The organism is Vibrio chemaguriensis, assembly GCF_012275705.1.
Taxonomy (GTDB): Bacteria; Pseudomonadota; Gammaproteobacteria; order Enterobacterales; family Vibrionaceae; genus Vibrio; species Vibrio diabolicus.
Map to the genome: position 1 here is coordinate 1 of NZ_SHOE01000021.1, position 26,454 is coordinate 26,454.

Here is a 26,454-nt window from a genome sequence, read left to right on the forward strand (position 1 = left end):
TGTGGGGCTTCCCCATGTGAGAGTAGGACATCGCCAGGCTTTAAACATCGCTTTCAAGTTTTCTTTTTAATTAAGATAACTGAAGGCAAAACTAAAAATTAGCATCGATAGTATAAGACTAAGTTTTAGTGACAATTTGTGGAGAGATGGCTGAGTGGTTGAAAGCACCGGTCTTGAAAACCGGCATACGTTAATAGCGTATCTAGGGTTCAAATCCCTATCTCTCCGCCACCTTTAAAAAACCGCTGTTCTTACAGCGGTTTTTTTGTATCTGCTGTTTTTTAACAGCTGTTATCGAAAACTTCTAATTGGCTTTTCTCCGGCCCTTTCTCTAAGTTCTTTAGCGTACTCACTTTGGGTGTAGTTTACGCAGTAATATCTTCAATCGAAGACATTTCCATAGGTCATTTGGGCTTTAAGTAGAGCTTTGTTAAGTCTCAACGTGGGATGCTTAAAAGCATTTTGATAGAGTTTCAGTCTAAATACTGCGGATGCACTTGGAGAAAAAATGAAGCTACTTTACTGGTTAGATGAATGGCAAGCGCTTACTCAAAAAGAGCAAAATGCTGCTTTACCAATTTCTGGCTACGATTTACTTGATGATGTTTTTGTGAAGTATGAATTCGTCGATCTTAACAAGCCATTGTTGTTCACATTTTCTCCTTCCGGTACTGATGCTCAGGTACAAGACTTAACTCCGGATTTTTCTCCTTGGGGCTACGACCTCGGAATACAACAACAAGTAAATATTATTGCCTTTCAACATTTAGGTAAAAGCAATTGGTTCCGTAGCCGGAATTTGATTTTCTTTCTGGAGCAGTTGTCTGAGTTGCTTAAGCCCTTCAAATGTCGTTTGGGTTATGGGCAGAGCCGAGGTGGTTTTGCTATTGGCGCATTCGCTGACTTACTGAAGTTGGAGCGTCTTTTGTTGTTTTATCCTGTTAGCACAAAAAATAAAGCGTTAGTGCCATGGGATGATCGGTCGAGCACTGAGCTTGCTCAACAGTTCGATTGGGAAAGCGGCTACCATGATCGAAATTTGGGCAATGCCAAAGGTTACATTATTTATGACCCCACCAATCGTATTGATCGTCTTCATGCTGAACGTTATCCAGAGCTTACTCATTTAAAAGTCGTCGGTATGGGGCACGGCACTCAATCCACACAATTAGATAAATTAGAATTTTTTAATCTGGTGGCGAAGGAATTTGTTCGTCATCAAACCATAGATATTGACCAATTTAATAAGCAAATTCACGCTTTGTTTTAAAAGAGGACTGATATCAGAGTCCCCTGTAATTAGGGGGAGATGATCACACACTAAAAACTAGATTTTTAACACAATTGCTAGGCGCAATTTAGATGGAGGATTAATGAAGTTACTGTACTGGTTGGATGAATGGCTGGCTCTTTCTCGTGAAGAACAGCAAACCAGGCTACCGATGTCCGGGGAGGACTTACTTGATGATGTGTTTGTTAAGTATGAGTTTGTCGACCGCAATAAACCGCTGTTGTTCACCTTTTCCCCTGCTGGTACGAATCTACAAGTACAGGACTTACACTCAGACTTTGCGCCTTGGGGCTATCGCTTAGCCCAGAAACAAAAAGTAAATATTATTTCTTTTCAGCACCTTGGGAAAAGTAACTGGTTTCGCAGCCGTAATTTGATTTTCTTTCTAGAGCAGTTATCGACATTACTTGAGCCTTTTGAATGCCGTTTAGGTTATGGCCTTAGCCGCGGTGGTTTTGCTATTGGCGCTTTTTCCAATCTATTAAAGTTGGATCAAGTATTGATGTTTCACCCGGTCAGTACAAAAAACAAAGTGCTAGTGCCATGGGATGACAGGCCAAGTACTGAACTTGCCCAACAATTTGATTGGGAAGGAAAGTACCACGACCTCAACCTTGGAGATGCAAAAGGTTACATCATTTATGATCCAACCAATGAAATCGACCGCCTTCACGCCAAACGCTACCCAGAGCTCACTCACTTGAGAGTCTTCGGTATGGGGCATGGTACACACGCGACGTATTTGAATAAATTCGGTTTTTATAAGCAAGTGGCCGTAGATTTTATACGTTATCAGAAGATAGATATAGCGCAGTTTCGCCATCAGACCAAAACGCTGCGATTAAAAGAAGATTACTATCAGTGCCTTAACAAGGCGAATGCGAGTTCACAGCATCGTTTGAACTTACTGAGTACCGCTCATAATGTGTTAATTGAAGAAAAGAAAGAACATGTGAAGGAGCATCAAGCGCAAATCGATATTCAGCCACTTGTTGATATTGCGATGAAGCATGAGCATGACAATCCGCAAGATGCAGTACAACTTTTGGAAGTGGCTCAGCAGTTAGTTCCGAATGACCCCGTTGTGGAGCACAAGTTGCAGCAACTGTCGTAGCGTTGAGATGTAATGCAGACGGTATTGGTTGAAAATAGGTCAGTGGCTTTTGTCTCTGACCTTTTTAATAGTTTATGGGTTGATATTTCGATGAAATTTAATGAAGCAGTACAAAATAAAAAGCCCAAGCAAATGCTTAGGCTCAACGAGTATTAATATGAGTTTAAAACTCTTTTGGCGCAAAGCCTGTCATGACATCGAGGCGAAGCTCTTTACCAACTTTTGTTAGTGGGTGAACGATTACTAAGCCGCGTACGCGTTTTTTCAGTTTGCCGATGTCCGCTTGTTCTGCTTTGGTGATTTCACGAGAGAATGGCATATCAAGTAAGCTTTTACGTTCTTTGTTCAGCTCATAGTTTTGCTTATGCTTTAACTGATTAAGCTTTTTGGTTAGCTGTTCTACTTCATCCGTGAACTTTGTAATCATTTCGTGATCACCACGAGAACGTGCCGCATCAAGTTTACGTTGGCATGTATCTAAACGGTTGTGCAGCTTTTGAATATCAGTTTTTATGCTCATGGTAATTTGGCTCAAATTTTAAATAGTCGAGAAGTATAGCATAGCTGAGATCACACGCTCTACTATACTTCTCGATTGTCTGGCTTTAGTTAATCAGTTCATTGCCCGATACGTTACCAGAGAAAAAGGCTTCGACGTTATCGAGCGTAACTGAGGCAATATTATTAAGTGCTTCGTGAGTCAAGAATGCTTGGTGGCCAGTAAACAGCACGTTATGACAAGCCGATAAGCGACGGAAAACATCGTCTACGATGACATCGTTAGATTTATCTTGGAAGAACAAGTCTTTTTCATTGTCATACACGTCTAGACCAAGCGCGCCAATCTTACCTTGTTTCAAGGCTTCTATCGCCGCTAGTGAATCCAGCAACTCGCCTCGACTAGTGTTAATGATCATCACACCATCTTTCATTTGCGCGAAGGCTTTTTCGTTCAATAGGTGATAGTTTTCTTCACTCATTGGACAATGGAGAGAGATAATATCCGCATTAGCGTAGATTTCTTCAAGCGAACAGTAACGCGCTCCCATTTCTAGTGCTAATGGATTTTCGTAAGGGTCATAGCAAAGCAGCTCCATGCCAAGCCCTTTGAAGATACGCATCGTCGCGATACCAATCTTACCTGTACCAATGACACCAACGGTTTTCCCGTAAAAGTTAAAGCCAACTAGGCCCTCTAGCGAGAAGTTGGCGTCACGTGTGCGTTGGTAGGCTTTGTGAAGGCGACGATTTAGGCACATCATCAAACCGACTGTGTGCTCCGCCACCGCCTCTGGTGAGTAAGCTGGAACTCGAACTACTTGTAAGCCAAGTTCTTTAGCGGCTTGTAGATCAACTTTATCAAAACCCGCGCAGCGCATGGCAATAAGCTTAGTTCCGCCCAGAGAAAGCTGTTTAAGAACGGGAGCTGAAAGGTCATCATTGACGAAAGCACACACGACATCGCAACCATGTGCCATTTTGGCGGTTTTTTCGGTTAGCCGGAAGTCGTGATAGTGGAATTCAAAATCTCGGTTATTTTTAATTTTATTAAAAGAGGCCTCGTCGTAGGATTTTGCACTAAAAAAAGCAATATTAATCATGGTTCCCTCTCAAAAAGTGCGGATTTTATAAATAAATATACTTATAAAGTAATGCAACTTAGGCGGAATGAATAGAGAAATCTTCTCTTTAACTTTTGCCATATCAAACAACGATAACGATCACGCCTTTCAATGAGTATTATCTTACGATTCTGCACTTGTGCGCTCATTCCATTAGCTCCTGGGGTAATACAGGGTCTACCCTAGATACTGTTTGCTTTACGGGCGCTAACTGACTAGCATAATCGCTCTTTTCTTGTTCACTTTAGTTAGGTTAGGCGTTCCGGCAATGTCAGTGAAATGGTGCTCTATGTTCTTGTGTTGTGTGTTGGCTTCTGGCGTCCATGCAGCTGTAGATTTTGTTAAAGTCGACAAGTCAAAGCGTCGAATGTATTTAATGGAACAAGGCACAATACTAAAAGAATACCGCATTGCTTTAGGAGCGAACCCTAAAGGGCATAAACAAGAAGAGGGAGACAATCGTACACCTGAGGGCGAATACACCTTAGATTACGTCATAGAAGACTCGGCTTTTTATCGTTCTGTGCATATTAGCTACCCTGATGCGATTGATACGTTGGAAGCGAAGCGCCGAGGTGTGTCCCCAGGAGGGAACATCAAAATTCATGGTTTAAAAAACGGTGAGAGTCAGTTGCCGATTTATATTCAAAGCTTTGATTGGACCAATGGGTGTATTGCGATTACCAATGAAGAGATGGATGAGTTTATCCAGCTTGTCGAGATGGGGACACCAATTCAGATTGAGTGGTAACGAAATGGTGCCTCTGAAGCTCAAGGTGGTATGTGCTATGGCATAAAGCGTTGTGGATGATCACTGAATATACCGTCTAACTGAGGTAGGTACTTCAGTTTGTTTGGATTGTTCACTGTATAACACATCACTTTGTAACCCGCCTGCTGGAGTTTGTTTATTTGGCGCGAGCGAACCCAGTTAATGTTTAGGTTGCAGCTATAGGCGTTAACTTCTTCCAAAAGGCGTTTATCTTTTCTCGTTAAGAATTCACTCAATACACCTAATCGATACTCATTGCAGTTTTTATGCAGCGCTCTAATGACATCATGACTAAAACTGGAGAGTAGTACCTTCTCTTGCGGCATGGGACTTTTTGCTAGTACGTTGGCGAGAGCTTGTGCCACTTCTTCTGCTGGGTGGCGATCTACCTTAACTTCAATATTCAAGTTAAGCTTGTGCTCAGTAGCTAAAGTGAGCAGATCATCTAATGTCATGATTTTCTCACCTGAAAAATCTGCGCTGAACCAGCTACCAAAATCTAACGCCTTTAACTCTTCCAGCGTCAGTTCATCGACACGCCCTTGTCCATTACTGCATCGATTTATGGTGTGATCATGGCAAACCACTAAAACATTATCTTTGGTCGGTTGTACATCAACTTCAACCCAATTTAATCCGAGGTCAATGGCGGCCTGAACGCTCACTTTTGTATTTTCTGGGTATGAGCCAGCAACACCACGATGACCAATTACTAATGTTTCCATGTTCTTCATCTTCTGCTTTGTGATGAGCAGATTGTACTCGTTTTTTGCTTTGAAGATATACCTCAAGGTGCATGTTGTCAGATCGTCTTAATAAAAGCCAAATCGCCCATTCGTCAAGGTAGGTCGTTGGAAGAACTCCTGTCGAATCATGAACCAAAGTTGGACTTTTATTCTCCTGCCGCTCATTTTTAAAGAGCAAGGTAGTTGCGAGTGCATCATGGTTATCGGGAGAGAGAAATATGAAGATCGGTGTTATTGGTGCAGGAGCTGTTGGTGTGGGAGTATGTAATTACTTACTCACTCTGGGTGGTTTTAGTGAGCTTGTTCTACTTGATAAAAATTTAGAACGTGCCAAGGGTGAAGTGTTTGATTTTCGTCACACGATGGCACTGACTTTTTCAAAAAACACACGCATTATGCCGTCGGATGATTACTTAGATTTACTCGAAGCCTCTCTTGTTGTTATCACCGCTGGTACGCAGATTAAACAAGGACAAACTCGTTTAGATATTGCTGAGGTTAATGCTCAAATTGGAGTTGATATTGCGCGTCAAATAGAACGCGTAGCGCCAAATGCGGTGTTGATTGTTGTGTCAAACCCATGCGATATCGTGGCGCACTTTATTGTCACCAACACCGGTTTTGAGCCGAGTAAAGTTATTAGCAGTGGCTGTGTAGTTGATACCGCTCGTTTAATGAGTATTGTTGCTGGCCGTGTAGACCTAGACCCGAAGAACGTGTTTGGTTATGTATTAGGAGAGCATGGTAGCCATTGCTTTACTCCTAAGAGCTTAATTTCTATCGCTGGGCAACCGGCCGACTATTACTGCGATACCCATAACATTGAGAGAATTGATCCGCACGCACTTCTTGAGGCGGTGAAACAGGCGGGATACGAAATCTTTCGGCGTAAGCAGAACACCGTTCATGGCATTGCCGCCAGTGTCTTTCGAATCATTCAAGCCGTGACGATTAACGAACGATCGGTGTTGCCCGTCGGTAAGATGATGTCGGGGCAATATGGTTTGCATGATGTTGTTCTCAGCCTACCTACGGTTATTGGAAAAAGCGGAGCAAACTCAGTTCTGATGCATCCCTTCACTGAAGAGGAGCTTGCCACATTAAAAACGATCAGCACCCATTTAAAACACATCGTGGAAAATGTCGCTAAGCAGACGAATCTAACGCCCTGATCTACCCTCATTATCAGGCTCTAGTTAGCTTAGCACTCCGGTCTACTGCCATAGAGCTATTTGTACTAAAGCCCTAGGATGTGTAGTTGTTTAATTTGTAAATGAGTAATAGAATGCGAACCATTTTTATTTAAATGGTGAGTGGTAATGTCTCGAGTTTTGATAGTGGATGATGACGTTCCTTTGTGTGAGCTATTAGAAGCAGTTTTGCAAGAGGAGGGCTATATTGTCTCTTCTGTACATTGCGGTGAAAGTGCTTTGCAATATATGGAAAAAACGCCGGTAGATCTTGTACTGCTTGATGTCATGTTACCAAACCTTAACGGCATGCAAGTTGCCCGTAGAATCTGTCAACGCTTCGCGACACCTATTCTAATGCTTACTGCTCTTAATGATGAAAACTCGATGCTTGATGGCTACCAAGCGGGAGCCGATCAGTACATAGGAAAGCCTTTTAATGTTGCTGAGCTTCTGATGCGCATCAAAGCGATTCTTCGTCGTGTTGGTTTAGAGCGCCAACGTCAGGCGATGTGCAGTACCGTTCAAACGATCAGTGCTCAGCTCAATAGCTTACCACTCACAAGCACGGAAGCTGAATTACTGAGCTATTTAGTCAAAAACCAAGGTGTGGTGATTTCAAAAGCGGAACTCCAAACCGAAGTATTAAAGAAAGAGCTAAGCCCTTTTGACCGCAACCTTGATATGCACATCAGTAATATACGTCGCAAGCTAGTAGAAGCAGGGCTCTCTAAGCAACATATCAAAACCTTCCGTGGCAAAGGTTACAGCTACCTAGAGGCTGTAAACAATTAATGAAGCTCACGTGCCCACCTTTTATCGCGAAACGTAAAGACAGCTTAGCGTTTAAGTTGTTTAGTTATATGACTGCAATTGTGATAAGTATTTTGGTCGTACAAGCAATGGCGGAGCAAGCTCTCGTGAAAGCCATGCTAAAAGTGCCGGACAGTGTGCGAGAAGAAATGCTCGATCTTGCATATCAAGCCAATGTGCTGATTGAGCACGGAGATATGGACGAACTTGCGGATTGGGCGAACGCGCAAAACTTTTATCTGTTTGTGCTGAATGAGCACCAGCAACCGGTCACTCACCGTTTAATGCATCCACACTTCGAGTTCAAACTTCAATTTAAAAGAAGTATTGATGATCAACTTGAGGGAAAGGTAAATCGCCCGATTATCAATATCCCTTTGATTAAAGATAATAGCTTGGTGATTCAACTGCCACATCGACTGCATCCCGCACATGACTTCATTTTATATTTCTCTATTCTCAAAGTGGTGATTGCGGTAGTTATTTTGGCGTTGTTCTCATTGCTAATGGCACGCAACTTACAACAGCCGCTTGATCGCTTAAGAGAAGCAAGCAAAAAGCTATCTAACGGCGACTTTAATGTCAGTGTGGTGAAAGAGTTAAAATCGAATACGCGCGAGTTTAACGAGCTGGCGCAAGACTTCGACCACATGACACAGCAAATTCATTCTCTTGCCGAAAAGCAGCGATTGCTTATAAGAGATGTCTCCCACGAGCTCCGAACGCCGTTAGCAAGACAGAATTTAGTTCTACACCTTTTGCGGAAGCGAGTTGGGGAGAACGAGCAAAGCTTGGTGACCAGGCTAGAAGACGAAGCTAAAGAGCTAAACCATTTGATTAGCGATATCTTGGAGTTCAGTCGCTTGGAAAATGCGCGTTTCGACAAAGGTGCGAAACGCCGTGATTTAGAGGTGTTGCTCGCACCGCAAGTAGAGCGGTGCAAAATCGATTTAAAACCAGAACAAACATTGTCATTCCGTTCAGAAGCAACATGCGCCAAAGCTTTTTGCGAAGAAACGCTCGTCATTCGTTGTTTGAATAACCTTGTTGGAAATGCCATCAAATATTCAGGGCAAGCATCTCATATAGAAGTTTATCTGGCTAATCATGTCAAAGATGGGCAGCAATTGATTACCATGTCTGTATCCGACAATGGGTCAGGTATTCCAGAGAACAAGTTGGTCGATATTTTTGACCCGTTTACTCGCTTAGATGCATCAAGAGATAAGAAGCTTGGCGGTTATGGCTTAGGTCTCGCGATTGTCAAAGAATCCATGCGCATTATGGGTGGATCCGTTACGGCGAAAAATCGTGAACAAGGAGGTCTGAGTGTTACTTTGGTGTTCAAGCAGTAAGTATAGTTAAGTCTTATTAAGTGTGATGTTGATCGCGTTATTGTGGTGCGTCATCAGAGAGTACTTTACAAAAGTTTGCAAATGCAAAGAATGTAAATTTAATGCAAATGGTAATACTTATCACTTATATTCACCCGCGAAATAATTAAGAGGGAATCGCATTCAATAAGTATGTGACCCGAAAAATAATAATCGGAGTGAAAGGATATGTTTACTAAGAGCCATTTGGCGCTAGTGATCGGTGCGGTGTTAGCAACACCTGCAGTGGCGGACGTTCAAACAGACGAACATGTAGTTGTAGAAGGTCGAGAGTTCGGCTACAAGGCGGATACAAACAGTACAGCAATGCGCATGGAAATGACGCAGCTGGAAACGCCAGGACAAGTAGCGGTTATCGATGAAACGGTAATTGATGAGCAGCGTGCAAGTACACTTGGTGAAGTGTTACGTAACGATGCAAGTGTTAGCGCGGGTGGTACAAGCCGTAACCGCGAACGTTTCTCTCTACGTGGTTTTGAACTTAGCAGTTCAGACGGTTTTCTTCGTGATGGCCGTCAACACTGGTCACACTACCGTCAGCCAATTGAGCTTTTAGAGCGTGTTGAAGTGCTTAAAGGTCCATCAGGCTTGCTATACGGTAAATCTGAGCCGGGTGGCTTGGTAAACATGGTTTCGAAAAAACCAACAACTCAAACACAAGCTAGTTTGAGTCAAGATCTAGGTTCGAATGATCACTCACGTACTGTGCTTGATGTGAGTGGCGCGCTAAATGATGCAGAGACACTGCGCGCGCGCGCAATTTTTGCCAAAGAAAGCTACGGCTCTTGGCGCAGCTACGGCGATGGTACCGAGCCAGAAACGGATCGTACGGTTGCGGGCCTAGTGGTTGAGTACGACATCACCGACAACTTTATGGTGTCAGCGCATTACGATCGCACGAAAGACGATGGTAGCGTGGATTCTGGTGCTTACATTGTGGATGGTAAAGCGGTTCGCGGTGACAAGCACATCTGGGATGCCCAGTGGTCAAAGATTGACAACGAAGTAGAAAACTACGGTATCGATATTAATGCTCAAGTGACTGACAATGTAAACGTAAAAGCGGGTTACAACCGTCAAGACTTTAAGCGTTTTGATGTAGAGTCTTACCCAGGTTTCGATACTTATGACCAAGATACTAAGATCGACCATTCTGGTAACGAACGCAAAGATAATTGGGTGTTTGATACTGCATATATAGATGTGACGACGGACTTTTCTCTGTTTGGTACAGATAACACGTTTTTGGTAGGTGCGAACTATCTAGAGTATACCTATGACCGTTTCCAAAAGTATTACAACCCTATAAGTATAGAAGCCGGTCAGTCAGTGCCTCGTCCTGGCTACTCTGGGAAAGTTAAGCAGTCCACAAGCGAGCACGACACTTGGGGTATCTACGCACAAAACATGATGACGATTAATGATTACTGGCAAGTGCTTGCAGGTGTTCGTTATGACGAAAAGCGTGATGATGACCTGACTGAAAACCAGGTTTCTCCAAAATTTGGTGTAATTTTCCACCCAGCGACGAATGGCTCGGTTTACGTTCAGTACTCTGAAAGCTTTATGCCGCAAGGTGAAGTCAGCAGTGGTCGTGGCAAAACTTACGTGAACGATGGAGAGAAGCTAGATGCAGAGCGCGGAATTTCTTATGAAATCGGTACGAAGTGGGAACTGTTTGATCAGCGCTTATTTGTATCAGGTGCTGTGTTTGATATCACATTAGAGAACATGTCGCTAGATGTTGAAAGTGGTAAAGATGCTAGTAATAAGGTTCTACATAAGAAAACGCAAGGTGGTGAGCAAGTTCACAAAGGTGCTGAGTTAATGGCTCAAGGTTTTGTGACCCCCGAGTTGTCGCTAACGGCTTCTGCAATGTATTTGGATGCAGAGTTGACGAAAGCGGATAAAAAATTCGAGGGTAACCGCCCTGTAGACGTGCCAGAGTTCTCGGCAAGTCTATGGTCTAGCTACAAGGTTCAAGACAACACTAACTTAAACCTCGGTTTGATTTATGAAGGTGATCGCTACGGTGATGCAAAGAACACCTTCAAGAAAGATGGCTACGCTCGCGTTGATATGGGCGTGTCATACAAACATAAGTACGATGAAAACTTGGATATCATTGCTCGATTCAATGTCGAGAACTTATTCGATACCGACTACTTCGCAGGTGGCGGTAGCACGAATAGCGAGCAAAAAGGTGCGAGTGGGGTTGTGGTTGGAGAAGACCGCAACTACATGGCAACAATCCAGTTCAAGTACTGATAACAATTTGATTATTAAAGGGGAAGGGTAGTCTTCCCCTTTGGTCGTTTTTGGAACACAGAAATATAACTCGTATGAATCTAATGAAATCAAGTATCGCTCTGTTGATATCATCGGTTTTGATTCCCGCTCACGCGGCGAACTTAAACGATGCACAAGCTGTGCAGAGTAAAACAAACCAGTCGTCGGCGGTAAGCCAAAAACGTATTGATGCAAGCGCAGAAAAATCACTTACTCTAGAAGCTGAAATTGAGCAGCTGCAAGAGGAAGTCGGTAACTTGAAGATTTATCGCGATCATCTTGCAAGCCTTGTTGAGAGCCAAAATCAAGAAGTTGATAGCTTGAACGAGCAAATTGAGCAGATTGCTCAAACTCGTCAAGGTGTCGTGCCTTTGATGTATCACATGCTTGAGGGCTTAAAAGTGCTCGTCGCTAACGACAAACCTATACGCAAAGCGCAACGTGAGGAGCGAATTGCAAAGCTGGATTCCATGATGACGCGTGCAGACGTTGCGGATGCAGAGAAGTTTCGTCGTATTTTAGAAGCGTACCAAATTGAAATGGATTACGGCACCAAGCTTGGTGTTTACCAAGGCAAGATTAACCTGGGTGACAATGAAGCTGTGGAGGCGGACATTCTCTATTTAGGGCGTTTGTCTTTGGTAGCACGTAGCTTATCTGGTGAGACATTCTGGAGCTGGTCACAGCAACAACAAGCATGGCAACAAGTGGGTTCTGAGCAAAAATCAGAGCTAGATAAAGCGTTCGCTATGGCGAATAAACAGATCGCGCCGAGTATGTTAACTCTGCCAGTGTCGTTAACCGCTGCGGAGGGCAAATAAATGATGAAAAAATGGTTATCGGTTGCACTAATCTCGACAGCCGCATTAATGCCTCATACAACTGTTGCTAGTGATGCGTTGTTACAAAAGGCGCAGCAAGAAAATCGTCAGCAGCAATCGCACAATGTCACGCGTGAATCAGGTTTTAAGAAAACAGAGCAAGAGCTACAGGCTATAAAGAATAAATTGGCCGCAGAGCGAGCTGCTCTTCAAGCAGAAGCGGATTCATTAAGTGTTACTTTCGGTGAAAACGAAGCGGAACTGGCGCAGCTAGAAGAAAAGCTACGTCTAGAAACCGGGAGCTTAGGTGAGCTATTTGGCGTCGTTCGCCAGAACGCAAAAGAGCTAGAGTCAGAGCTCAAGAGCTCAGTAACGGGTGTAGATGCAAACTCATATCAGAAAGATATCGATGCTATTGTTGCGGCTAAATCACTGCCAACGTTGACCCAACTTCAGGCGATGTGGCACAGCATGGAAGAACAAATCAAAGCAAGTGGTGAGATGGCAAACGTCTCTTTCACACTGCTAAATGGCGAAGGTCGTGAACAAACGGTTAATGGTGTTCGTCTTGGTTCTATGGCGCTGCTGCATGACACTGGCTACGTTAAGTGGAATGGTCAACGCGGAGATGCGGTAAACTATCTTCGTCAGCCTGAAAGCGGTCCAACAGCGAATACTATTTCCTCTGGTGACATTGATGCGCTTGTCATTGACCCGTCACGCGGCATTCTTCTTGAGCAGCTCGCAAACTCACCGACTTTGGCTGATCGCTTAAATGCAGGCGGCGTTGTCGGTAAAATCATCCTTGGTTTATTAGCTATCGGCCTATTGATTGCTCTCGTACGTGGTGCATCTCTGATGATTTCGCGCCAGAAAATTATGAAGCAACTGAAAACTCCAGCACAGCCAGGAGACAACCCTTTGGGTCGTGTGCTTGCGGTGTATCAGAAAGATAAGCATCGCAGCGTAGAAGCGTTAGAGCTACGTCTTTTGGAAGCCGTTGTTGATGAGCAAACCCACCTAGAAAAAGGGTTGTCGATGCTGAAGCTTCTTGCTGCGCTGGCCCCTATGCTTGGTCTACTGGGCACGGTAACGGGTATGATCGAAACCTTCCAAGTCATCACTCAATTTGGTAATGGTGATCCGAAAGTAATGGCGGGTGGTATTTCGATGGCGCTTGTAACTACTGTACTTGGCCTTGTTTCAGCCATGCCATTGTTATTGGCGCACAACGTATTGAGCTCTCAAGCAGAAAATATTCGCAGTATCTTAGAAAAGCAAGGTATCGGTTTAGTTGCAGAACAAGCTGAGCGTGATATGCCGAGCAACAAAAGTCACTCTAACACCTTAGCGGAGAACGCAGCGTAATGGAGCAGATCCTACTCAACACATTGGGTTTGATCAGTGAGGATTGGGCCACAACCTTGATGAGCTTTATGCAGCAAGGTGGTCAAATCCTATGGTGGCTGGCTGCCGTCGTGGCGGTGTGCTGGCTGTTGGTTATGGAGCGAGTTATTTATCTCACAACGGTTTTCCCTGGGGTAAAGAAACAGCTTTGTGAGCAGTGGCAAGCAAGATCAGAGCACCACTCTTGGTACGCGCATCAAATCCGTGAAGGATGGATTGCAAAAGCGCAAATCGAACTGCGCCAAAACCTATCGACTATTAAACTACTTGTGGCGGTTTGCCCAATGTTAGGGTTGTTAGGGACGGTGACGGGCATGATTACGGTGTTTGACGTAATGGCATCGCAAGGCAGCAGCAATCCGAAATTGATGGCTTCTGGTATCTCACTTGCTACGCTGCCAACCATGGCGGGTATGGTAGCAGCGCTGGCGGGCATGTTTATTCATGCTCGCCTTAGCAAAGTGTGTGAACGAAAAGCTATCCAGTTAGAACAATCTTTAAGGAGTCAAAAGTGAGACTCGGACGCAGACCTAACCAACAAGATGAAGCTCAAGTCGATTTAACGTCGATGCTTGATATCGTCTTCATCATGTTGATCTTCTTCATTGTGACTAGTTCGTTTGTACGTGAATCCGGTGTAGAAGTGAACCGCCCTCAGGCTTCTAATGTGGTAAGCCAAAAAGATGCGGGCATTTTTATCGCGGTAACGGCAGCAAATGACGTGTACATCGACAAACGAGTGGTTGATATTGAGCGTGTTGAGGCCTCTATTGAGCACTTGTTACTTGATCAGCCTGATGCTTCGTTAGTTATCCAAGCTGACGAGCATGCTTACAATGGCACTGTCGTGAAAGTGATGGACGCTGCAAAAGCGGCGGGCGTGAAAAACATCGCATTGGCGGCGGAGAAACCTTAATGGGCAGGCTGTTACTTGCACTACCAGCATCATTGTTAATTTCTGTGAGCCTGTTTAGCTTTATGGCGTGGATGGTTGATAAAGGCAACCAGCGTGCGCCAGAAGCTTCGGAAGCGGTTCGTTTTGATATGGTGATGGTAGAGAATGAAGCAGACGTGCAGCGTCGTCAACGTTCAGTGCCGGAGCAACCAGAACCACCCCAAGCGCCGGAGCCAATGGATCTGTCTCAAGCTGACACTCAAATGGAGCCAATGAGCCAGATGACGCCAGTCAGTGCTTTAGGTTTGAACACTGCTCTTGAAGGTATCGCGATCAGCGCGCCAAACTTGAAGGGAACAATGGGCAACCAACAAGCACTGCCGTTGTATCGTGTTGATCCTCGTTATCCAAGTAAGGCGCTGAAACGTAGAGTTGAAGGCTATGTCATTATGCGTTTCACGATCGATGCAACAGGACGACCAAAAGATATTGAAGTGATCGAGGCTGAGCCACAGCGTATGTTCGAAAGGGAAGCAATCCGTGCGCTTAAAAAATGGAAGTATCAGCCAAAAGTTGAGGATGGTGTGTCAATTGAGCAGTATGGACAAACCGCTAAAGTGGAGTTCAAGTTAGCCAAATGATGAAAAAATTCTTAATCGGTACGGTATTAAGCCTGAGTGCACTTTCAACCATTGCCAGTGAGTTAAGCCAATACACTGCCGCGAGAGTTCAACGAGCACACAACTTGGCTCAAGAGGAGAAACTAAAAGAAGCGATTTCATCTCTTGAAGCTATGGAGCTTTCTCGTGGATATGACCAAGCTTATGTCGCTCGAATGTTGGGTATTTTTTACTGGCAGAACGAGCAAACTCAAGCGGCGATTAAGCAACTTGAGTTGGCAGTCAATAGTGGTTTGCTACAAGATGAGCAAGCATGGCAAACCCGAAAAATGTTGGCAGATATACTGCTGAACGAGCAACGCTTTTCTAAGGCGTTACCTCATTACTATGCCTTGAGCAAAAACATTCCTAAAGGTCAAAAAGCGCATGAGCTATGGCTGCGTATTTCCCAATCTCATTATCAACTGAGTCAGTGGCAGAAAGTGCTTTCAGCAATGGCTCGTTATGAGAAGTTTGGTCAGCCAGACAAGCTTGGCGCATTGTCGATAAAGCTTTCTGCTGAGCTAGAACTGAAAAAGTGGAAGCCGGCAATCTCGACCATCAAACGATTGATCGCGATTGAACCTGAGCGAATTGAATGGTGGCGTCAGCTTGTTGCTCTTTACCTGCGTGTTGATGACAACAAACGTGCTCTGGACTCTTTGGCGTTGGCAAAACTGAAAGGGTTACAACTTAGCCAAGATGACTTAAAGCTGCTCGCACAATTGTACGCGAAACGAGGTATTCCAGAGAGAGCTGCGTTGGTAATGAACGAGCTAGAGGATGTAAACTCGAATAGTAAACTGAAAGCTCAGCAAGCGACGTATTGGCAAATGGCAAAAGAGTGGGAAGAGTCTATCGATAGTTGGCGTGTTGCTGCTCAGTTAGACCGACAGTATTACTGGAACTACTCTCAATTATTGGTGCAAGAAGGCCACTATAAAGATGCCCTTGCCGCGCTCGATAAGGTCAGCGGTCGTAAAGCGGATGTCGCACTTATCAAAACTCGAGCTTACTACAAGCTTAAGCGGTTTGACGATGCACTTGCTAATGCCAAAAGAGCGAATGAGATTAAGCCATCGAATCAGGCAAAAAGTTGGGTTAAGTATCTATCACAGCTACGCAAAGTAGAATCGACGCAGAACTCATAGCGAACATTTTTATTAAATACCCGAGCTCAGTCTCGGGTATTTTTTTGTCTAAAGTAAACAATGTAAATTAAATGCCAATACGAATGATTATCACCTAAATTATGCCCCACATTTATTGGTGATGATTGTTTCTATGTTGCTTAAAAGCAAAGGTGTTCAAACTTGGGCTCGCCGCCTACATATCTATATTTCGATGGCTCTTCTCTTAGTTACGCTGTTTTTTGCAATAACTGGTATTACCCTCAATCGCCCCGAATTATTTGAACGCCGTGAACCTATCATTCAACAACATACTCTTACGGTTCCACACTCAGTCCTATTCTCACATTCAGATACTTTTCAACCTAGCCGTGAAGAACTGCTTGCTTTCCTGACTAAAGAAACCGAGCTTCGCGGCACTCCCTCTGCGTTAGATGTGTATACCGAAGTTGAGCAAGGTGAGTTGTTACTCGGAGAGTTGTCTATGGATTTTAAAGGCCCGGGTTATAACGCTACGGTCTTTATTGATATGACTACTGGTGCGGCAGAGGTTGAAACGACGCACTACGGTATTGTTGCGTTGTTGAACGATCTACATAAAGGTCGCAACAGTGGTGGGATTTGGAAGTGGTTTATCGACGTCACTGCGCTTTTGATGGTGTTTTTTGTTCTAACAGGTGTGTGCTTATTACTGCCTAAGAAGAAGACGCTTAGAACGTCAATGCAATGGATGAGCTTTGGTACGTTACTGTCGCTCGTGATTTATTTTGTTGCTGTTCCATAACAGCTTTTTTAGAGAACACTTATGTTGAACACAGGAAGATTTTTCCGCCGTAATCACTTTTGTAAAGCCGCTTTGATCGCGGCTTTTGCTCCTTTCTCTCTTTCTGCGGCTCCTCTACCAGATAACGCGAAGATCGATTTCGAATTCGAACTTCCAAAGATAGACACTTCAATGTACGCACGCCCTTATGTGGCGGTTTGGGTTGAAAACGACCAGCGTAAACCGGTTAAAACCATTCAGCTATGGGTAGGAAAAGACGAATGGCTAAAAGACCTGCGCAGCTGGTGGAGAAAAGCGGGTCGTTATGATCGTGAACTTGTTGATGCGGTGACGTCTGCAACGCGCCCTGCTGGACAGTACCGTTTTGTTTGGGACGGAACCAATGATGCAGGAAAGCGTTTGGAGCAGGGAAATTACACATTGTACGTCGAAGTTGTTCGTGAACATGGTGGGCGAAACTACTTACGTCAAAAAATAACGCTAGCGGACAGTGAAGTGCGCTATGAGCTTAAACCAACACAAGAGACGGGTGTCATCACCGTCAATTATCAAGTTAAGTGATTAAAGGACACAACAATGAAAACCAAAATCAAAGCAGTGGCATTGGCGAGTGTAATGGCAATGGGATTGGCTGCAACAACCACCGCACAAGCGCATCCACGTTGGGTTCTGCCTTCTCACTTTACGGTTTCAAAAGAAGGCGGTGACTGGCTGACATTTGATGTTACTGCTTCTCACGGAACGTTTGTTTTTGATAAGCCTGCGGGTAGTGACCAAGCGTTCGTGGTGATGCCGGATGGCCGTTCTGAGCGTCCTAACTTTGTTGTTCGTGGCAAACGTCGTTCTATGTTTGATTTCTTTTTTACGGAAGAAGGCACGCACAAAGTCGCGATCAATAATCAGCCGAGCTACTACACCCAATACAAAGCGGGTCGTCGTGATACGGTGAAATGGGCGCGAGCAAACAAAGCTGAGCGTCATGATGTTCTTCCAGAACAGGCGCGTGATGTGGTTACTCAACTAAGCTACACCCGAGCAGAAAGCTACATTACGGTTGGTATGCCAACGGACAAAGCGTTGGAGATTGAAGGCAAAATGCTGGAGATGAAGCCGGTCACGCATCCATCGGACATCATTGAAGGTGAACCAGTCACTTTCCAGTTTTTCTTCAATGGTGAGCCACAAGAGGGCGTCACAGCGGAGATTACACGAGAAGGCACCATGTACCGAAATCATCAAGAACAAATCGATGTGGTGAGTGATAAAGATGGCAAAGTGATCTTCACGCCAGAGGTCGCAGGGCGCTACTTAATGAAAGCGAACTACAAAGGTGAATTAAAAGATAATCCATTGGCGGATAAAGCGAGTGCCAATGTTCACCTTACGTTTGAAACTCAACTTAACTAATCGAATTAGGCTCAGCAATCGCTGGGCCATTTTGGAATCATCATGAATAACACTTCTCTTCTAAAAGCTGCTTTGCTTTTTTCTGGATTTGCTTCTTTTCACGCTGCTGCACACTTCCCTCTGATGAGTTGTCACTTGGCGCAAGATAAAGTGATTTGTGAAGCGGGCTACTCGGATGGATCGACAGCGGTCGACTACGATGTCGAAATGTACGATTACGACGACAATCTGATCGCCAAAGAAAAAACAGATAAGCGTTCCATCGCAGAATTTACTCACCCTGAAACAGATTTCTATTTGGTATTTGATGCCGGACATGAAAGCCCGGTGGAAGTGGATATCGTTGAGCTGAAAGAGAAATGAGTGTACAGAAAGTTCGTCCCGATGATGGTAACCGAGAAGGAAAGTGGGTCGCACTGACTATCGCAGCGATTCTCGGTTTTGCAGCCATACTTATGCCCTACCATCAGGTTGCGACTGAAAAGTCAGACATACAGGCTCATCAAGTTTTAATCACGGACTTACATCAAAACGAGTTGGGTTTGATCGCTGAACTTAAGCTTGCTCATGAAGAGATTCGTGATTTGCAGCTAGAAACTGGAACTTGGCCTGAGGTCTCTGACATGGAGGCGCTTTGGATTGCTCCATTCGTAAAAGACCAAAATTGGAAGCGCAAAGGGTCTCATCAGTGGAAACGAATCGATGACGGAGTCTACATTGGCATGAAGAAAAATGCCCAAGGTTCTGCCTCTATGCTTCTGGATAGCCGTGGCTCTCAAGCTGATATTTGGTTTAGTGATTCTAGCCGATCGTTAAATGCGGAGGTACTAAGCGATCTAGCAAAACGCCGCCAGCATGGCTGGCAACAAATCGTTCTGTCAGATTCCTCTTCTTCCCATTCTCACGCCCATTAAGACAACATAATTGATAACTACTATGATCAAACGCTCTCTTTTACGTCGTATTCTTACAGCCACCGTGTTATTGACGGTGTCTTCTACTGGCTTTGCTGCCGATAAACTCAGTATTGGTATTACGCTTCAACCTTATTACAGCTATGTCAAAGCTGTTGTTGATGACAAGGCGAACATCATTCCTCTGGTCGATGCTGGTTTTAACCCTCATAACTATTTACCGCAACCCAATGATCTTAAGCGTTTGAATGAAATGGATGCGATAGTGATCAATGGTATTGGTCATGACGATTTTGCACTGAAAGTGATCAAGGCCTCTCAGCGTGATGATCTCGTGGTTATCGAAGCAAACAAAGAAGTGCCTCTGTTACCGGCGATGGGGCAGTCAGTTGGTCAAGGTGCAGTGAACCCTCACACCTTTGTTGGTCTATCGACCACTATTCAAAAGGTTTACACCATCTCGAGTGAGCTAAGTAAACTGGACCCAGACAACGCTACTTTTTATCGCCAAAATGCTCGTAAATACGCGAAAACTTTCCGCCTGATGAAGCGTGATGCAATGTTGTCTCTTGGAGAGTTGGACACGGCTGGTATGAAGGTGGCGACAACCCATAATGCTTACGGTTATATCCTTCAGGAATTTGGTGTTGACGTCGCAGCTGTCATTGAGCCTGCTCATGGTGTTGAACCAAGTGCCAGTCAGTTGCAGGAAACGATTGAGAAAATTCGTGAATCCGGCATTGATGTGCTGTTTTATGAGCTCAATATGCCGAACCGTTTTGTTGATACCATCGAAGAGGCGACAGGGGTGCAGCTTTATCGCTTTTCTCACATGACTCACGGTGAGTATGAGGCTGATAAAGTCGAGGTTGAGATGCGAGATAACGTGGAAACGCTCATTGAAGCAATGAAGTTTGTTGCGAGCAAGCGAGCAGGGGAAAAGGCGTAATGACAGGTCCTTCCGTTTCCTTAAATAACGTGGGCCTGAAATACGCCGACAATATTATTTTGCAGAACATCAACGCTGAATTCGAGAGCGCGAAATGCCACGTTATCATGGGGCCGAATGGTGGTGGGAAAACCTCTTTGCTTCGTTCGATACTTGGGCTAACACCATTTTCGGGAAACATTGCACTCAATTGGCCAGAGCAATCAGCTGCATCGGGTAAGATAGGATATGTACCACAAAAGGCGATGTTCGAGGCAAGCCTCCCGTTAACCGTGATGGATTTTGTGCTGCTTAATCAAACCCGTATCCCTCTATTTTGGCGACGTAAAACAAAGCAAACTCAACATGCTCTGGCCCAGCTTGATCGTGTGGGCATGGCAACGCGTTGCGATCGTCGTATGGGGCAACTCTCTGGCGGAGAGCAACAGCGTGTTTTGTTTGCGCAAGCTTTACTGGATGAGCCCAATTTATTGGTTTTAGATGAACCTACAACTGGGATGGACGAGCAAGGTGTTCGGTACCTTGAAGGTTTGATTCATGAAGTCGTTGGAGAAGGCAAAACGGTACTGGCAGTACACCATGACGTGACCGCAGTGCGCCGTTTAGACGCGCAGGTCCATGTCGTAAATCGTCAAATTGTGGCGTCAGGGCACCATTCAGATGTATTAAGTCCCGATCGTATAGAAACATTATTCAAGCACTACACAGCAAAAGTGGAGGCTGCATAATGAATTGGTTACGAGAGTTAGCGGTTAGCGGCGTTGAAGCTGGATGGTTAAGCGATAGCTTTTCTTATGCCTTCATGGTGAACGCAATTGTGGCAGCGCTGATATTAGGACCATTACTTGGTGGCCTTGGTACATTAGTCATCGCCAAGCGACTGGCTTTTTTCTCCGAAGCGGTTGGGCACGCTGCGCTTACCGGAATCGCGATTGGTGTGTTACTCGGTGAGCCGCCAGAGAATCCGATCATCGGATTGTTTAGCTTTTGTATGATTTTTGCGCTGTTGCTTCACTTTGTTCGTAATCGTACGAATGTACCTTACGACACACTGGTTGGGGTTTTTCTTGCACTAGCGTTAGCGGTTGGTGCTGCGCTGTTAATGTACGTTGCTCGTAAGATCAACATTCACATGTTGGAGAACGTGTTGTTTGGATCGATCTTGACGGTGACGGACAACGATATCCTTATTTTAGCGATCAGTTGTTTGATCATATTACTGCTTCTTATTCCAACGTTTAACCGCATTTTGCTGACTTGTATTAGCCCGGATATTGCACGTGTACGCGGCTTTAATACCAGCTTTTATGATTACTTATTTGTCATGATGATCACCTTGGTCACCATCGCCGCGGTAAAGATTATTGGCGCGGTATTGGTTGGTGCATTGCTACTGATTCCTGGTGCAACGGCTAGGTTATTGACTAAACGCATGGGCAGTTTCGTTCTCCTTTCTTCTTTATTGGCAACCATTGCGTGTTTAGTCGGAACCATACTGCCGATGGAGCTTGAGCTACCAGTGCCATCAGGCACATCCATCATCATTGTTTCTGCGGCCTTTTTCCTAACAGCAACGGTTTACCGAATTATCCAAAAAGCGTAACCCTTTTTATAAAGTAATGAACATGAAGATAAAAAAATTAGCGATAACTTTTGGTTTGGTTATAGCGACGACACTTCCATCGTTGGCAAGCGCCAAAGACATTTTAACCAGCACTCCCGTCACGTACATGTTGTCTGAGCAACTCATGAAAGGTACAGGGATAGAGACTCAGTATCTGCCTCCAAAGCGTTACGGCGTTGAGCGTCTTGAGAACTGGTTCGCAAATAAAGGTACAGAGCAAGTTAAGCAAGCGGGTCAAGCCGCGACGGTTGCTATTACCCTTGGTGCGATTTGGAAACAAGACCCGACTTATGTTTACGCTCGACAGGGCAACATTCACTTGATTGAAATCGATGCATCGCAGGCCATTTCTCCTAGAGCTCAAGGAGTTGCAGTACTGACATTGGGAAATGGGTCAACATCGAAGTACGCATGGCTGAACCCTACAAACTTAATCCGAATGGCGGGCATTGTTGGAGAGGATCTACAACGTGTATATCCTGAACACCAAAAGGCGATTCAAACGAATCAACAGGCTTTTATGCTCAATGTGCGTGAACTGATCAACCAACAACAGGCAGAGATCTTCGATAAAGGCATCGATTCAGTGGTACTGATGAGTGAGTCACTAGAGGACTTTGCCTCTGGCAACCAATTGTTTGTGGTTGGGCGCGAATTTAAGCCGGAACTCGAGTGGACAGAAGAAGACAAATTATCTTTAAAAGCTCAGTTTGAACAAGATAAAACGCTATGGTTAGTGACGGATAAACGACCGTCGAAAACCTTGACATCGCTTATTAAACCGAGTCGTATACTGCAAATTGATGTTATTGACCGCTGGGGCAGTAAGGGTATCAAAACTGAGAAGCCACTCGCACGTTGGGAGATGTGACACGTAAAAAGCCACAGATTTTATGATGGGGAATGAAAAGTTCCCTATTTTTTTGTGACTTAATTCAAAACGTGAGCATTAATACCACTGGTTGCATAAGAAAGTGTTTGTTTCATTTCTATTTCATTACTACTTTGTTATGTGTTCGTTGCGATTGATTCGGATTTAATCTGTCTCTAAGCGAACCGGTACAAACAACTATACGGATGTTAACAATGAAAATGAAAACTCTAGCCGTTGCAGTGGCGGCACTAGCATGTGGTTCACAGGCCTTCGCAGCAGAAGTTTATAACAGCGATGGTACATCTTTATCGATCGGCGGTCACGTTTCAGTTGGCGTGGGTGAGTACTACGAGGAAGATGTGAAAGTTCATCAAGTGTCTCCACGTATTAACGTCGCGGGTAAGAAAGACATTGGCAACGGTATCACTATCGACGCTAAAGGTGAATGGGCGCTTAACTACCTAAATGGTGGTGAACAGTCATTCAAAACTCGTCTAGGTTACATCGGTGCAACTCACGAGCAGTACGGTCGCCTTGTTGCAGGTACTCAATGGTCACCTTACTACGATGTCGCTGGTGTTGCGGATCTACCAATCGCGTTTGCGAACGACTTTTTGTACGACAACCACGGCAACCTAGGCTCAGCTCGTGCTGATAAAATGCTTAGCTACCGTAAAGGTTTTGAATTTGGTGAAGGCTTTGCTTTCAACCTAGGTCTAGGTTGGCAAGGTGAGCAAACTTCAGATGCAACAACATACGAGCAACGTGGTCAAGTTGCACTGAGCGGTTCTGTAGCTGGCTTTGGCCTAGGCTACGTATACAGCGGCGGTGATGTTAAAAACGCGACTCTAGGTACTAAGAACGCTGAATCACACCTATTCTCTGTAAACTACGGTCAGTACGGTTCAGGTCTATACGCAGCAGTAGTATACGGTATGAACGATTACTTCTACGAGATGCGTAAAGAGACTTCTCAAATTGAAGCTCTTTTGGCATACGGCGTGAACGATTGGACATTCAGCGTTAACTACGAAGGCGTAGAAGACGAAGAAGACAACAAGACAGTTTCAAGCGAAACTGCGCTACAAGCAGAGTACGCTGTAACTCCTGCTTTCGTAACGTTTGCTGCTTACCAGTTTGACCTAGGTAACGATTACACTAGCGAAGAGAACGACTACTGGACTCTAGGTGCTCGTTACTACTTCTAATAAATAGGCCAGTTTCTACTGCCTAAACACATTTATTGTGTTAACGCCTACTCGTTGTGAGTAGGCGTTTTTCTTTCTGCTTTCCGTTGGCTATAAGAGACACTGGTAATGATGTGCTTAGGTACCCCAACTCTCTGTTTAGAGAGCGCGTCTATAAAAAATGCCCGCAAGTTGCGGGCATTTTTGTTGTTAGAGATGCAGTTCAATTGAAACGATTATTTTTTATCGAGTAAATCGAGGAAGAACGCATACTCTAGCGCATCTTCTTTTAAGCGTTTAAATCGACCAGATGCGCCGCCGTGTCCGGCTTCCATATCGGTTTTGAACAACAAGACGTTATCGTCTGTCTTCATTTCACGAAGTTTGGCGACCCACTTCATTGGTTCAAAGTACTGCACTTGAGAGTCGTGCAAGCCAGTCGTTACCAACATGTTCGGGTAGTTTTGTGCCTTGATGTTGTCGTAAGGCGAGTAACTCAACATATAGTCATAGTATGTTTTGTTATTTGGGTTACCCCATTCATCATATTCATTGGTGGTCAATGGAATTGATTCATCGAGCATAGTGGTTACCACGTCCACAAACGGAACATGAGCGCCGATACCGCGATACAGTCCTGGTGCTTGGTTGATGACAGCCCCCATTAAGAGACCACCTGCAGAGCCACCAACAGCGAAGACTTTATCTTTCGCGCTATAGCCTTGTTCAACCAAACCTTTAGTCACATCAATAAAGTCGTTGAATGTGTTTTGCTTGGTCAGTTTTTTACCATCTTCATACCAAGGACGGCCAAGCATTTCAGATCCACGAATATGAGCGATGGCGTAAACAAAGCCGCGGTCTAATAGACTCAAACGTGTCGAGCGGAAAGTTGGCTCAATGGTTGCTCCATAAGAGCCATAACCATATTGGTAGAGTGGATTCGTACCATCCTTCTTAAATAAGTCTTTACGATACACCAAAGAAACGGGTACTTCTTTACCGTCACGGGCTGTGATCATAATGCGTTCTGATTGGTAATTGTCAGGATTAAAATCACCAAGTACAGGTGTTTGCTTCATGATTTCTGACTCGCCCGTTTTTAGATCGAAATCGTAGTAGGTTCCTGGGGTGGTTAAGCTGCTGTAATAAATACGAACTTTCTCGTTATCCAGCTCTAGATTACCTGTCAAATAGGCAGCAAACGCATCGTCATTAAATGTGAGGGGGAATTCTTTTCCTGTAGAGAGTTGACGTACAGTGACGCTTGCTAGGCCGTTAGAGCGCTGCTCATAGACGAGGTGATCATCGAATAGCTCGAAGTCGACAAGTTGAGTGTTGTCGTCTGCGGCAATCACATCTTGCCACTTAGAGCGATCGTGCATCTCTTCTTGCTTAACTTTCATCAAACGGAAGTTCACGGCTTGATAGTTGGTATAAATGTAATACCAATCGCCTAGCTTAGAAATGCTGTATTCAATGCCATTTTCACGAGGATAAAAAGGCTTCGCCTTTGCTTTAGGGTTGTTCGCATCGATGATGGAGACGCCGCTGGTTTCTGTACTGGAATGCCAGATATAAATATCTTCGCCATCTTTGCTTTTGCTTAGTGAGGTGTAATAGGCGCTGTCGGTTTCTTCAAAAATCAACTCATCACTGCTTTGTGGCGTGCCTAAAACATGACGATACACTTGGTAGCCCAGCAAGGTCTGTGGATCTTTTTTGATGTAGTAAAAGGCGTTGTTATCGTTCTGCCATGCAATCGCGCTTGAGGCGCCTTCGATTTCATCTTGTAGGTAATTGCCTGTTTTCAGGTCTTTGATCTTAAGAGTGTAAACGCGGCGGCTTAATGTATCTTCGCCATACGCTAGTAAGTTTTCATTCGGACTAACGTACAAGCCGCCAATACTGAAGAACTCATGTTCTTTTGCAAGTTCATTGACATCTAAAATGACTTGCTTGTCTTTGCCTGCAAAGTCTTTAGCTCGAAGGTGAACTTCGTATTCGTTATCTCCGGTCACTTCACTTGAGTAGAAGTAGTTGCCTTTACGCACAGGAACGGAGTTGTCGTCTTTTGCTATACGACCTTTAATTTCTTCAAATAGCTCATTTTGAAGAGCTTCAGTGTGCTTGAGAACGGTTTCCGCATACTGATTTTCTTGCTCTAGGTGCTGCAAAATTTCCGGATCTTTACGCTCGTCGTCACGCATCCAGTAGTAGTTATCAACGCGAGTATCACCATGAATAGTCATCGCGTGAGGGACTTTTTTCGCAACCGGAGCTTGAGTTTGTTGAGCAACGATCTGTGATTGGGAGTATTGAGTCATGCTGGGAGTTCCTTGATTGCTGCATCCGGCGACAAGCGCGACCGAGACGGCCAACGTAGTTAAAGTGAAACGCATCTGTTTTTATCCTTATTGTACACCCAAGTGGCCTCATCCTGAGGGCTGGGCTTTAATTTCGTTAGTGGTTTTCAGTTGTCCATTCTTTGTTATGGGGTGTGCCGAAAAAGTGAGAATTCTCAATATTTCCGAGTTGGCTACTTAATTTGAAGGGAGCTGAAAACACATTG

The 26,454-nt window shown here is 44.6% G+C and carries 27 protein-coding genes and 1 tRNA gene; 24 read left to right on the plus strand and 4 right to left on the minus strand.

Translation table 11 applies throughout. The features are described 5' to 3' along the window. Positions 1 to 140: 140 nt before the first annotated feature. From EX191_RS17585 to EX191_RS17595, 3 genes are all read left to right on the plus strand, one after another. Positions 141 to 231: transfer RNA gene (locus tag EX191_RS17585), tRNA-Ser, on the plus strand. 277 nt (positions 232 to 508) lie between these two features. Next, positions 509 to 1,270: a cytosolic protein gene (locus tag EX191_RS17590; RefSeq protein ID WP_193448158.1), complete on the plus strand. Its 762-nt coding sequence runs from the start codon at positions 509 to 511 to the stop codon at positions 1,268 to 1,270. A gap of 103 nt (positions 1,271 to 1,373) precedes the next feature. Beyond that, entirely contained in the window at positions 1,374 to 2,405 is a 1,032-nt protein-coding gene (locus tag EX191_RS17595; protein WP_193448159.1) for a cytosolic protein, read from the plus strand. 163 nt (positions 2,406 to 2,568) lie between these two features. Here the strand turns inward: EX191_RS17595 and EX191_RS17600 are convergent, their stop codons facing one another. Both EX191_RS17600 and EX191_RS17605 read right to left on the minus strand, forming a co-directional pair. Continuing rightward, the gene (locus tag EX191_RS17600; protein ID WP_005374274.1) at positions 2,569 to 2,925 is read right to left on the minus strand and encodes a YibL family ribosome-associated protein; all 357 of its coding nucleotides are present in this window, start codon (positions 2,923 to 2,925) and stop codon (positions 2,569 to 2,571) included. An 85-nt stretch (positions 2,926 to 3,010) separates the two neighbouring features. After that, positions 3,011 to 4,006 carry a 2-hydroxyacid dehydrogenase gene (locus EX191_RS17605; protein WP_065645572.1) on the minus strand — a complete coding sequence of 332 codons (996 nt, stop codon included), beginning with the start codon at positions 4,004 to 4,006 and terminating at the stop codon, positions 3,011 to 3,013. Positions 4,007 to 4,295: 289 nt separating this feature from the next. On the opposite strand from EX191_RS17605, the gene EX191_RS17610 reads away from it, so the two are divergent. Further along, positions 4,296 to 4,778 carry a L,D-transpeptidase family protein gene (locus EX191_RS17610; protein WP_048624649.1) on the plus strand — a complete coding sequence of 161 codons (483 nt, stop codon included), beginning with the start codon at positions 4,296 to 4,298 and terminating at the stop codon, positions 4,776 to 4,778. A 35-nt stretch (positions 4,779 to 4,813) separates the two neighbouring features. Here EX191_RS17610 and EX191_RS17615 read toward each other — a convergent pair whose 3' ends face one another. Beyond that, positions 4,814 to 5,524 (minus strand): glycerophosphodiester phosphodiesterase family protein, encoded by a 711-nt coding sequence (locus EX191_RS17615; RefSeq protein WP_193448160.1) that lies wholly within the window; start codon positions 5,522 to 5,524, stop codon positions 4,814 to 4,816. Positions 5,525 to 5,763: 239 nt separating this feature from the next. Between EX191_RS17615 and EX191_RS17620 the strand changes: the two genes are divergently transcribed. The 20 genes from EX191_RS17620 to EX191_RS17715 all read left to right on the plus strand — a co-directional run bounded on the left by EX191_RS17620 (position 5,764) and on the right by EX191_RS17715 (position 23,903). Next, the gene (locus tag EX191_RS17620) at positions 5,764 to 6,717 is read left to right on the plus strand and encodes a lactate/malate family dehydrogenase (protein WP_193448161.1); all 954 of its coding nucleotides are present in this window, start codon (positions 5,764 to 5,766) and stop codon (positions 6,715 to 6,717) included. Positions 6,718 to 6,864: 147 nt separating this feature from the next. After that, positions 6,865 to 7,530, plus strand: coding sequence for a response regulator transcription factor (locus EX191_RS17625; protein WP_005393531.1), 666 nt, complete (start codon positions 6,865 to 6,867; stop codon positions 7,528 to 7,530). Then, positions 7,530 to 8,903, plus strand: coding sequence for a sensor histidine kinase (locus EX191_RS17630; protein WP_193448162.1), 1,374 nt, complete (start codon positions 7,530 to 7,532; stop codon positions 8,901 to 8,903). Before EX191_RS17625 ends, EX191_RS17630 begins: the two co-directional genes overlap by 1 nt. Before the next feature lie 207 nt (positions 8,904 to 9,110). Beyond that, positions 9,111 to 11,210 carry a TonB-dependent siderophore receptor gene (locus tag EX191_RS17635; protein WP_193448163.1) on the plus strand — a complete coding sequence of 700 codons (2,100 nt, stop codon included), beginning with the start codon at positions 9,111 to 9,113 and terminating at the stop codon, positions 11,208 to 11,210. Positions 11,211 to 11,284: 74 nt separating this feature from the next. Further along, on the plus strand, positions 11,285 to 12,052 hold the full coding sequence (locus EX191_RS17640; RefSeq protein WP_053807981.1) for a DUF3450 domain-containing protein: 768 nt from the start codon (positions 11,285 to 11,287) through the stop codon (positions 12,050 to 12,052). Continuing rightward, positions 12,053 to 13,420, plus strand: coding sequence for a MotA/TolQ/ExbB proton channel family protein (locus tag EX191_RS17645; RefSeq protein WP_193448164.1), 1,368 nt, complete (start codon positions 12,053 to 12,055; stop codon positions 13,418 to 13,420). It begins immediately after the preceding gene. Continuing rightward, the gene (locus tag EX191_RS17650) at positions 13,420 to 13,974 is read left to right on the plus strand and encodes a MotA/TolQ/ExbB proton channel family protein (RefSeq protein ID WP_006741219.1); all 555 of its coding nucleotides are present in this window, start codon (positions 13,420 to 13,422) and stop codon (positions 13,972 to 13,974) included. Before EX191_RS17645 ends, EX191_RS17650 begins: the two co-directional genes overlap by 1 nt. Then, positions 13,971 to 14,375, plus strand: coding sequence for an ExbD/TolR family protein (locus tag EX191_RS17655; protein WP_005374257.1), 405 nt, complete (start codon positions 13,971 to 13,973; stop codon positions 14,373 to 14,375). Before EX191_RS17650 ends, EX191_RS17655 begins: the two co-directional genes overlap by 4 nt. Beyond that, positions 14,375 to 14,995, plus strand: coding sequence for an energy transducer TonB (locus tag EX191_RS17660; RefSeq protein ID WP_006741220.1), 621 nt, complete (start codon positions 14,375 to 14,377; stop codon positions 14,993 to 14,995). Before EX191_RS17655 ends, EX191_RS17660 begins: the two co-directional genes overlap by 1 nt. Continuing rightward, positions 14,992 to 16,164 carry a tetratricopeptide repeat protein gene (locus EX191_RS17665; RefSeq protein WP_054866885.1) on the plus strand — a complete coding sequence of 391 codons (1,173 nt, stop codon included), beginning with the start codon at positions 14,992 to 14,994 and terminating at the stop codon, positions 16,162 to 16,164. The genes EX191_RS17660 and EX191_RS17665 overlap by 4 nt, the downstream gene beginning before the upstream one ends. 133 nt (positions 16,165 to 16,297) lie before the next feature. Beyond that, the gene (locus tag EX191_RS17670) at positions 16,298 to 16,927 is read left to right on the plus strand and encodes a PepSY-associated TM helix domain-containing protein (RefSeq protein ID WP_048625143.1); all 630 of its coding nucleotides are present in this window, start codon (positions 16,298 to 16,300) and stop codon (positions 16,925 to 16,927) included. Positions 16,928 to 16,948: 21 nt separating this feature from the next. After that, positions 16,949 to 17,488, plus strand: coding sequence for a DUF2271 domain-containing protein (locus EX191_RS17675; RefSeq protein ID WP_006741224.1), 540 nt, complete (start codon positions 16,949 to 16,951; stop codon positions 17,486 to 17,488). 15 nt (positions 17,489 to 17,503) lie between these two features. Next, a complete protein-coding gene (locus tag EX191_RS17680; protein WP_104973341.1) occupies positions 17,504 to 18,334 on the plus strand; it encodes a DUF4198 domain-containing protein in 831 nt (276 codons plus the stop codon). A gap of 42 nt (positions 18,335 to 18,376) precedes the next feature. Continuing rightward, positions 18,377 to 18,697 carry a hypothetical protein gene (locus tag EX191_RS17685; protein WP_046873904.1) on the plus strand — a complete coding sequence of 107 codons (321 nt, stop codon included), beginning with the start codon at positions 18,377 to 18,379 and terminating at the stop codon, positions 18,695 to 18,697. Further along, positions 18,694 to 19,248, plus strand: coding sequence for a DUF6162 family protein (locus tag EX191_RS17690; RefSeq protein WP_006741227.1), 555 nt, complete (start codon positions 18,694 to 18,696; stop codon positions 19,246 to 19,248). The genes EX191_RS17685 and EX191_RS17690 overlap by 4 nt, the downstream gene beginning before the upstream one ends. A gap of 22 nt (positions 19,249 to 19,270) precedes the next feature. Then, positions 19,271 to 20,197: a metal ABC transporter solute-binding protein, Zn/Mn family gene (locus tag EX191_RS17695; protein ID WP_193448165.1), complete on the plus strand. Its 927-nt coding sequence runs from the start codon at positions 19,271 to 19,273 to the stop codon at positions 20,195 to 20,197. Next, positions 20,197 to 20,925 (plus strand): metal ABC transporter ATP-binding protein, encoded by a 729-nt coding sequence (locus EX191_RS17700; protein ID WP_104972215.1) that lies wholly within the window; start codon positions 20,197 to 20,199, stop codon positions 20,923 to 20,925. The genes EX191_RS17695 and EX191_RS17700 overlap by 1 nt, the downstream gene beginning before the upstream one ends. After that, on the plus strand, positions 20,925 to 21,800 hold the full coding sequence (locus EX191_RS17705) for a metal ABC transporter permease (RefSeq protein WP_193448166.1): 876 nt from the start codon (positions 20,925 to 20,927) through the stop codon (positions 21,798 to 21,800). The genes EX191_RS17700 and EX191_RS17705 overlap by 1 nt, the downstream gene beginning before the upstream one ends. 22 nt (positions 21,801 to 21,822) lie before the next feature. Beyond that, positions 21,823 to 22,692, plus strand: a complete 870-nt coding sequence (locus EX191_RS17710) for a metal ABC transporter substrate-binding protein (RefSeq protein ID WP_193448167.1) — start codon at positions 21,823 to 21,825, stop codon at positions 22,690 to 22,692. Positions 22,693 to 22,907: 215 nt separating this feature from the next. Beyond that, on the plus strand, positions 22,908 to 23,903 hold the full coding sequence (locus EX191_RS17715; protein ID WP_006741232.1) for a porin: 996 nt from the start codon (positions 22,908 to 22,910) through the stop codon (positions 23,901 to 23,903). A 215-nt stretch (positions 23,904 to 24,118) separates the two neighbouring features. Here the strand turns inward: EX191_RS17715 and EX191_RS17720 are convergent, their stop codons facing one another. Further along, positions 24,119 to 26,284 (minus strand): S9 family peptidase, encoded by a 2,166-nt coding sequence (locus EX191_RS17720; RefSeq protein ID WP_193448168.1) that lies wholly within the window; start codon positions 26,282 to 26,284, stop codon positions 24,119 to 24,121. Positions 26,285 to 26,454: the final 170 nt, after the last annotated feature.

Bases quoted from the DNA above. Each gene is read 5' to 3' on its own strand.
- EX191_RS17675 (WP_006741224.1), top strand. From the start codon at position 16,949: ATGTTGAACACAGGAAGATTTTTCCGCCGTAATCACTTTTGTAAAGCC.
- EX191_RS17670 (WP_048625143.1), top strand. From the start codon at position 16,298: ATGTTGCTTAAAAGCAAAGGTGTTCAAACTTGGGCTCGCCGCCTACAT.
- EX191_RS17590 (WP_193448158.1), top strand. From the start codon at position 509: ATGAAGCTACTTTACTGGTTAGATGAATGGCAAGCGCTTACTCAAAAA.
- EX191_RS17715 (WP_006741232.1), top strand. From the start codon at position 22,908: ATGAAAATGAAAACTCTAGCCGTTGCAGTGGCGGCACTAGCATGTGGT.
- EX191_RS17685 (WP_046873904.1), top strand. From the start codon at position 18,377: ATGAATAACACTTCTCTTCTAAAAGCTGCTTTGCTTTTTTCTGGATTT.
- EX191_RS17705 (WP_193448166.1), top strand. From the start codon at position 20,925: ATGAATTGGTTACGAGAGTTAGCGGTTAGCGGCGTTGAAGCTGGATGG.
- EX191_RS17680 (WP_104973341.1), top strand. From the start codon at position 17,504: ATGAAAACCAAAATCAAAGCAGTGGCATTGGCGAGTGTAATGGCAATG.
- EX191_RS17660 (WP_006741220.1), top strand. From the start codon at position 14,375: ATGGGCAGGCTGTTACTTGCACTACCAGCATCATTGTTAATTTCTGTG.
- EX191_RS17595 (WP_193448159.1), top strand. From the start codon at position 1,374: ATGAAGTTACTGTACTGGTTGGATGAATGGCTGGCTCTTTCTCGTGAA.
- EX191_RS17600 (WP_005374274.1), bottom strand. From the start codon at position 2,925: ATGAGCATAAAAACTGATATTCAAAAGCTGCACAACCGTTTAGATACA.
- EX191_RS17615 (WP_193448160.1), bottom strand. From the start codon at position 5,524: ATGGAAACATTAGTAATTGGTCATCGTGGTGTTGCTGGCTCATACCCA.
- EX191_RS17630 (WP_193448162.1), top strand. From the start codon at position 7,530: ATGAAGCTCACGTGCCCACCTTTTATCGCGAAACGTAAAGACAGCTTA.
- EX191_RS17640 (WP_053807981.1), top strand. From the start codon at position 11,285: ATGAATCTAATGAAATCAAGTATCGCTCTGTTGATATCATCGGTTTTG.
- EX191_RS17610 (WP_048624649.1), top strand. From the start codon at position 4,296: ATGTCAGTGAAATGGTGCTCTATGTTCTTGTGTTGTGTGTTGGCTTCT.
- EX191_RS17690 (WP_006741227.1), top strand. From the start codon at position 18,694: ATGAGTGTACAGAAAGTTCGTCCCGATGATGGTAACCGAGAAGGAAAG.
- EX191_RS17645 (WP_193448164.1), top strand. From the start codon at position 12,053: ATGATGAAAAAATGGTTATCGGTTGCACTAATCTCGACAGCCGCATTA.
- EX191_RS17620 (WP_193448161.1), top strand. From the start codon at position 5,764: ATGAAGATCGGTGTTATTGGTGCAGGAGCTGTTGGTGTGGGAGTATGT.
- EX191_RS17605 (WP_065645572.1), bottom strand. From the start codon at position 4,006: ATGATTAATATTGCTTTTTTTAGTGCAAAATCCTACGACGAGGCCTCT.
- EX191_RS17700 (WP_104972215.1), top strand. From the start codon at position 20,197: ATGACAGGTCCTTCCGTTTCCTTAAATAACGTGGGCCTGAAATACGCC.
- EX191_RS17665 (WP_054866885.1), top strand. From the start codon at position 14,992: ATGATGAAAAAATTCTTAATCGGTACGGTATTAAGCCTGAGTGCACTT.
- EX191_RS17710 (WP_193448167.1), top strand. From the start codon at position 21,823: ATGAAGATAAAAAAATTAGCGATAACTTTTGGTTTGGTTATAGCGACG.
- EX191_RS17650 (WP_006741219.1), top strand. From the start codon at position 13,420: ATGGAGCAGATCCTACTCAACACATTGGGTTTGATCAGTGAGGATTGG.
- EX191_RS17625 (WP_005393531.1), top strand. From the start codon at position 6,865: ATGTCTCGAGTTTTGATAGTGGATGATGACGTTCCTTTGTGTGAGCTA.
- EX191_RS17695 (WP_193448165.1), top strand. From the start codon at position 19,271: ATGATCAAACGCTCTCTTTTACGTCGTATTCTTACAGCCACCGTGTTA.
- EX191_RS17720 (WP_193448168.1), bottom strand. From the start codon at position 26,284: ATGCGTTTCACTTTAACTACGTTGGCCGTCTCGGTCGCGCTTGTCGCC.
- EX191_RS17635 (WP_193448163.1), top strand. From the start codon at position 9,111: ATGTTTACTAAGAGCCATTTGGCGCTAGTGATCGGTGCGGTGTTAGCA.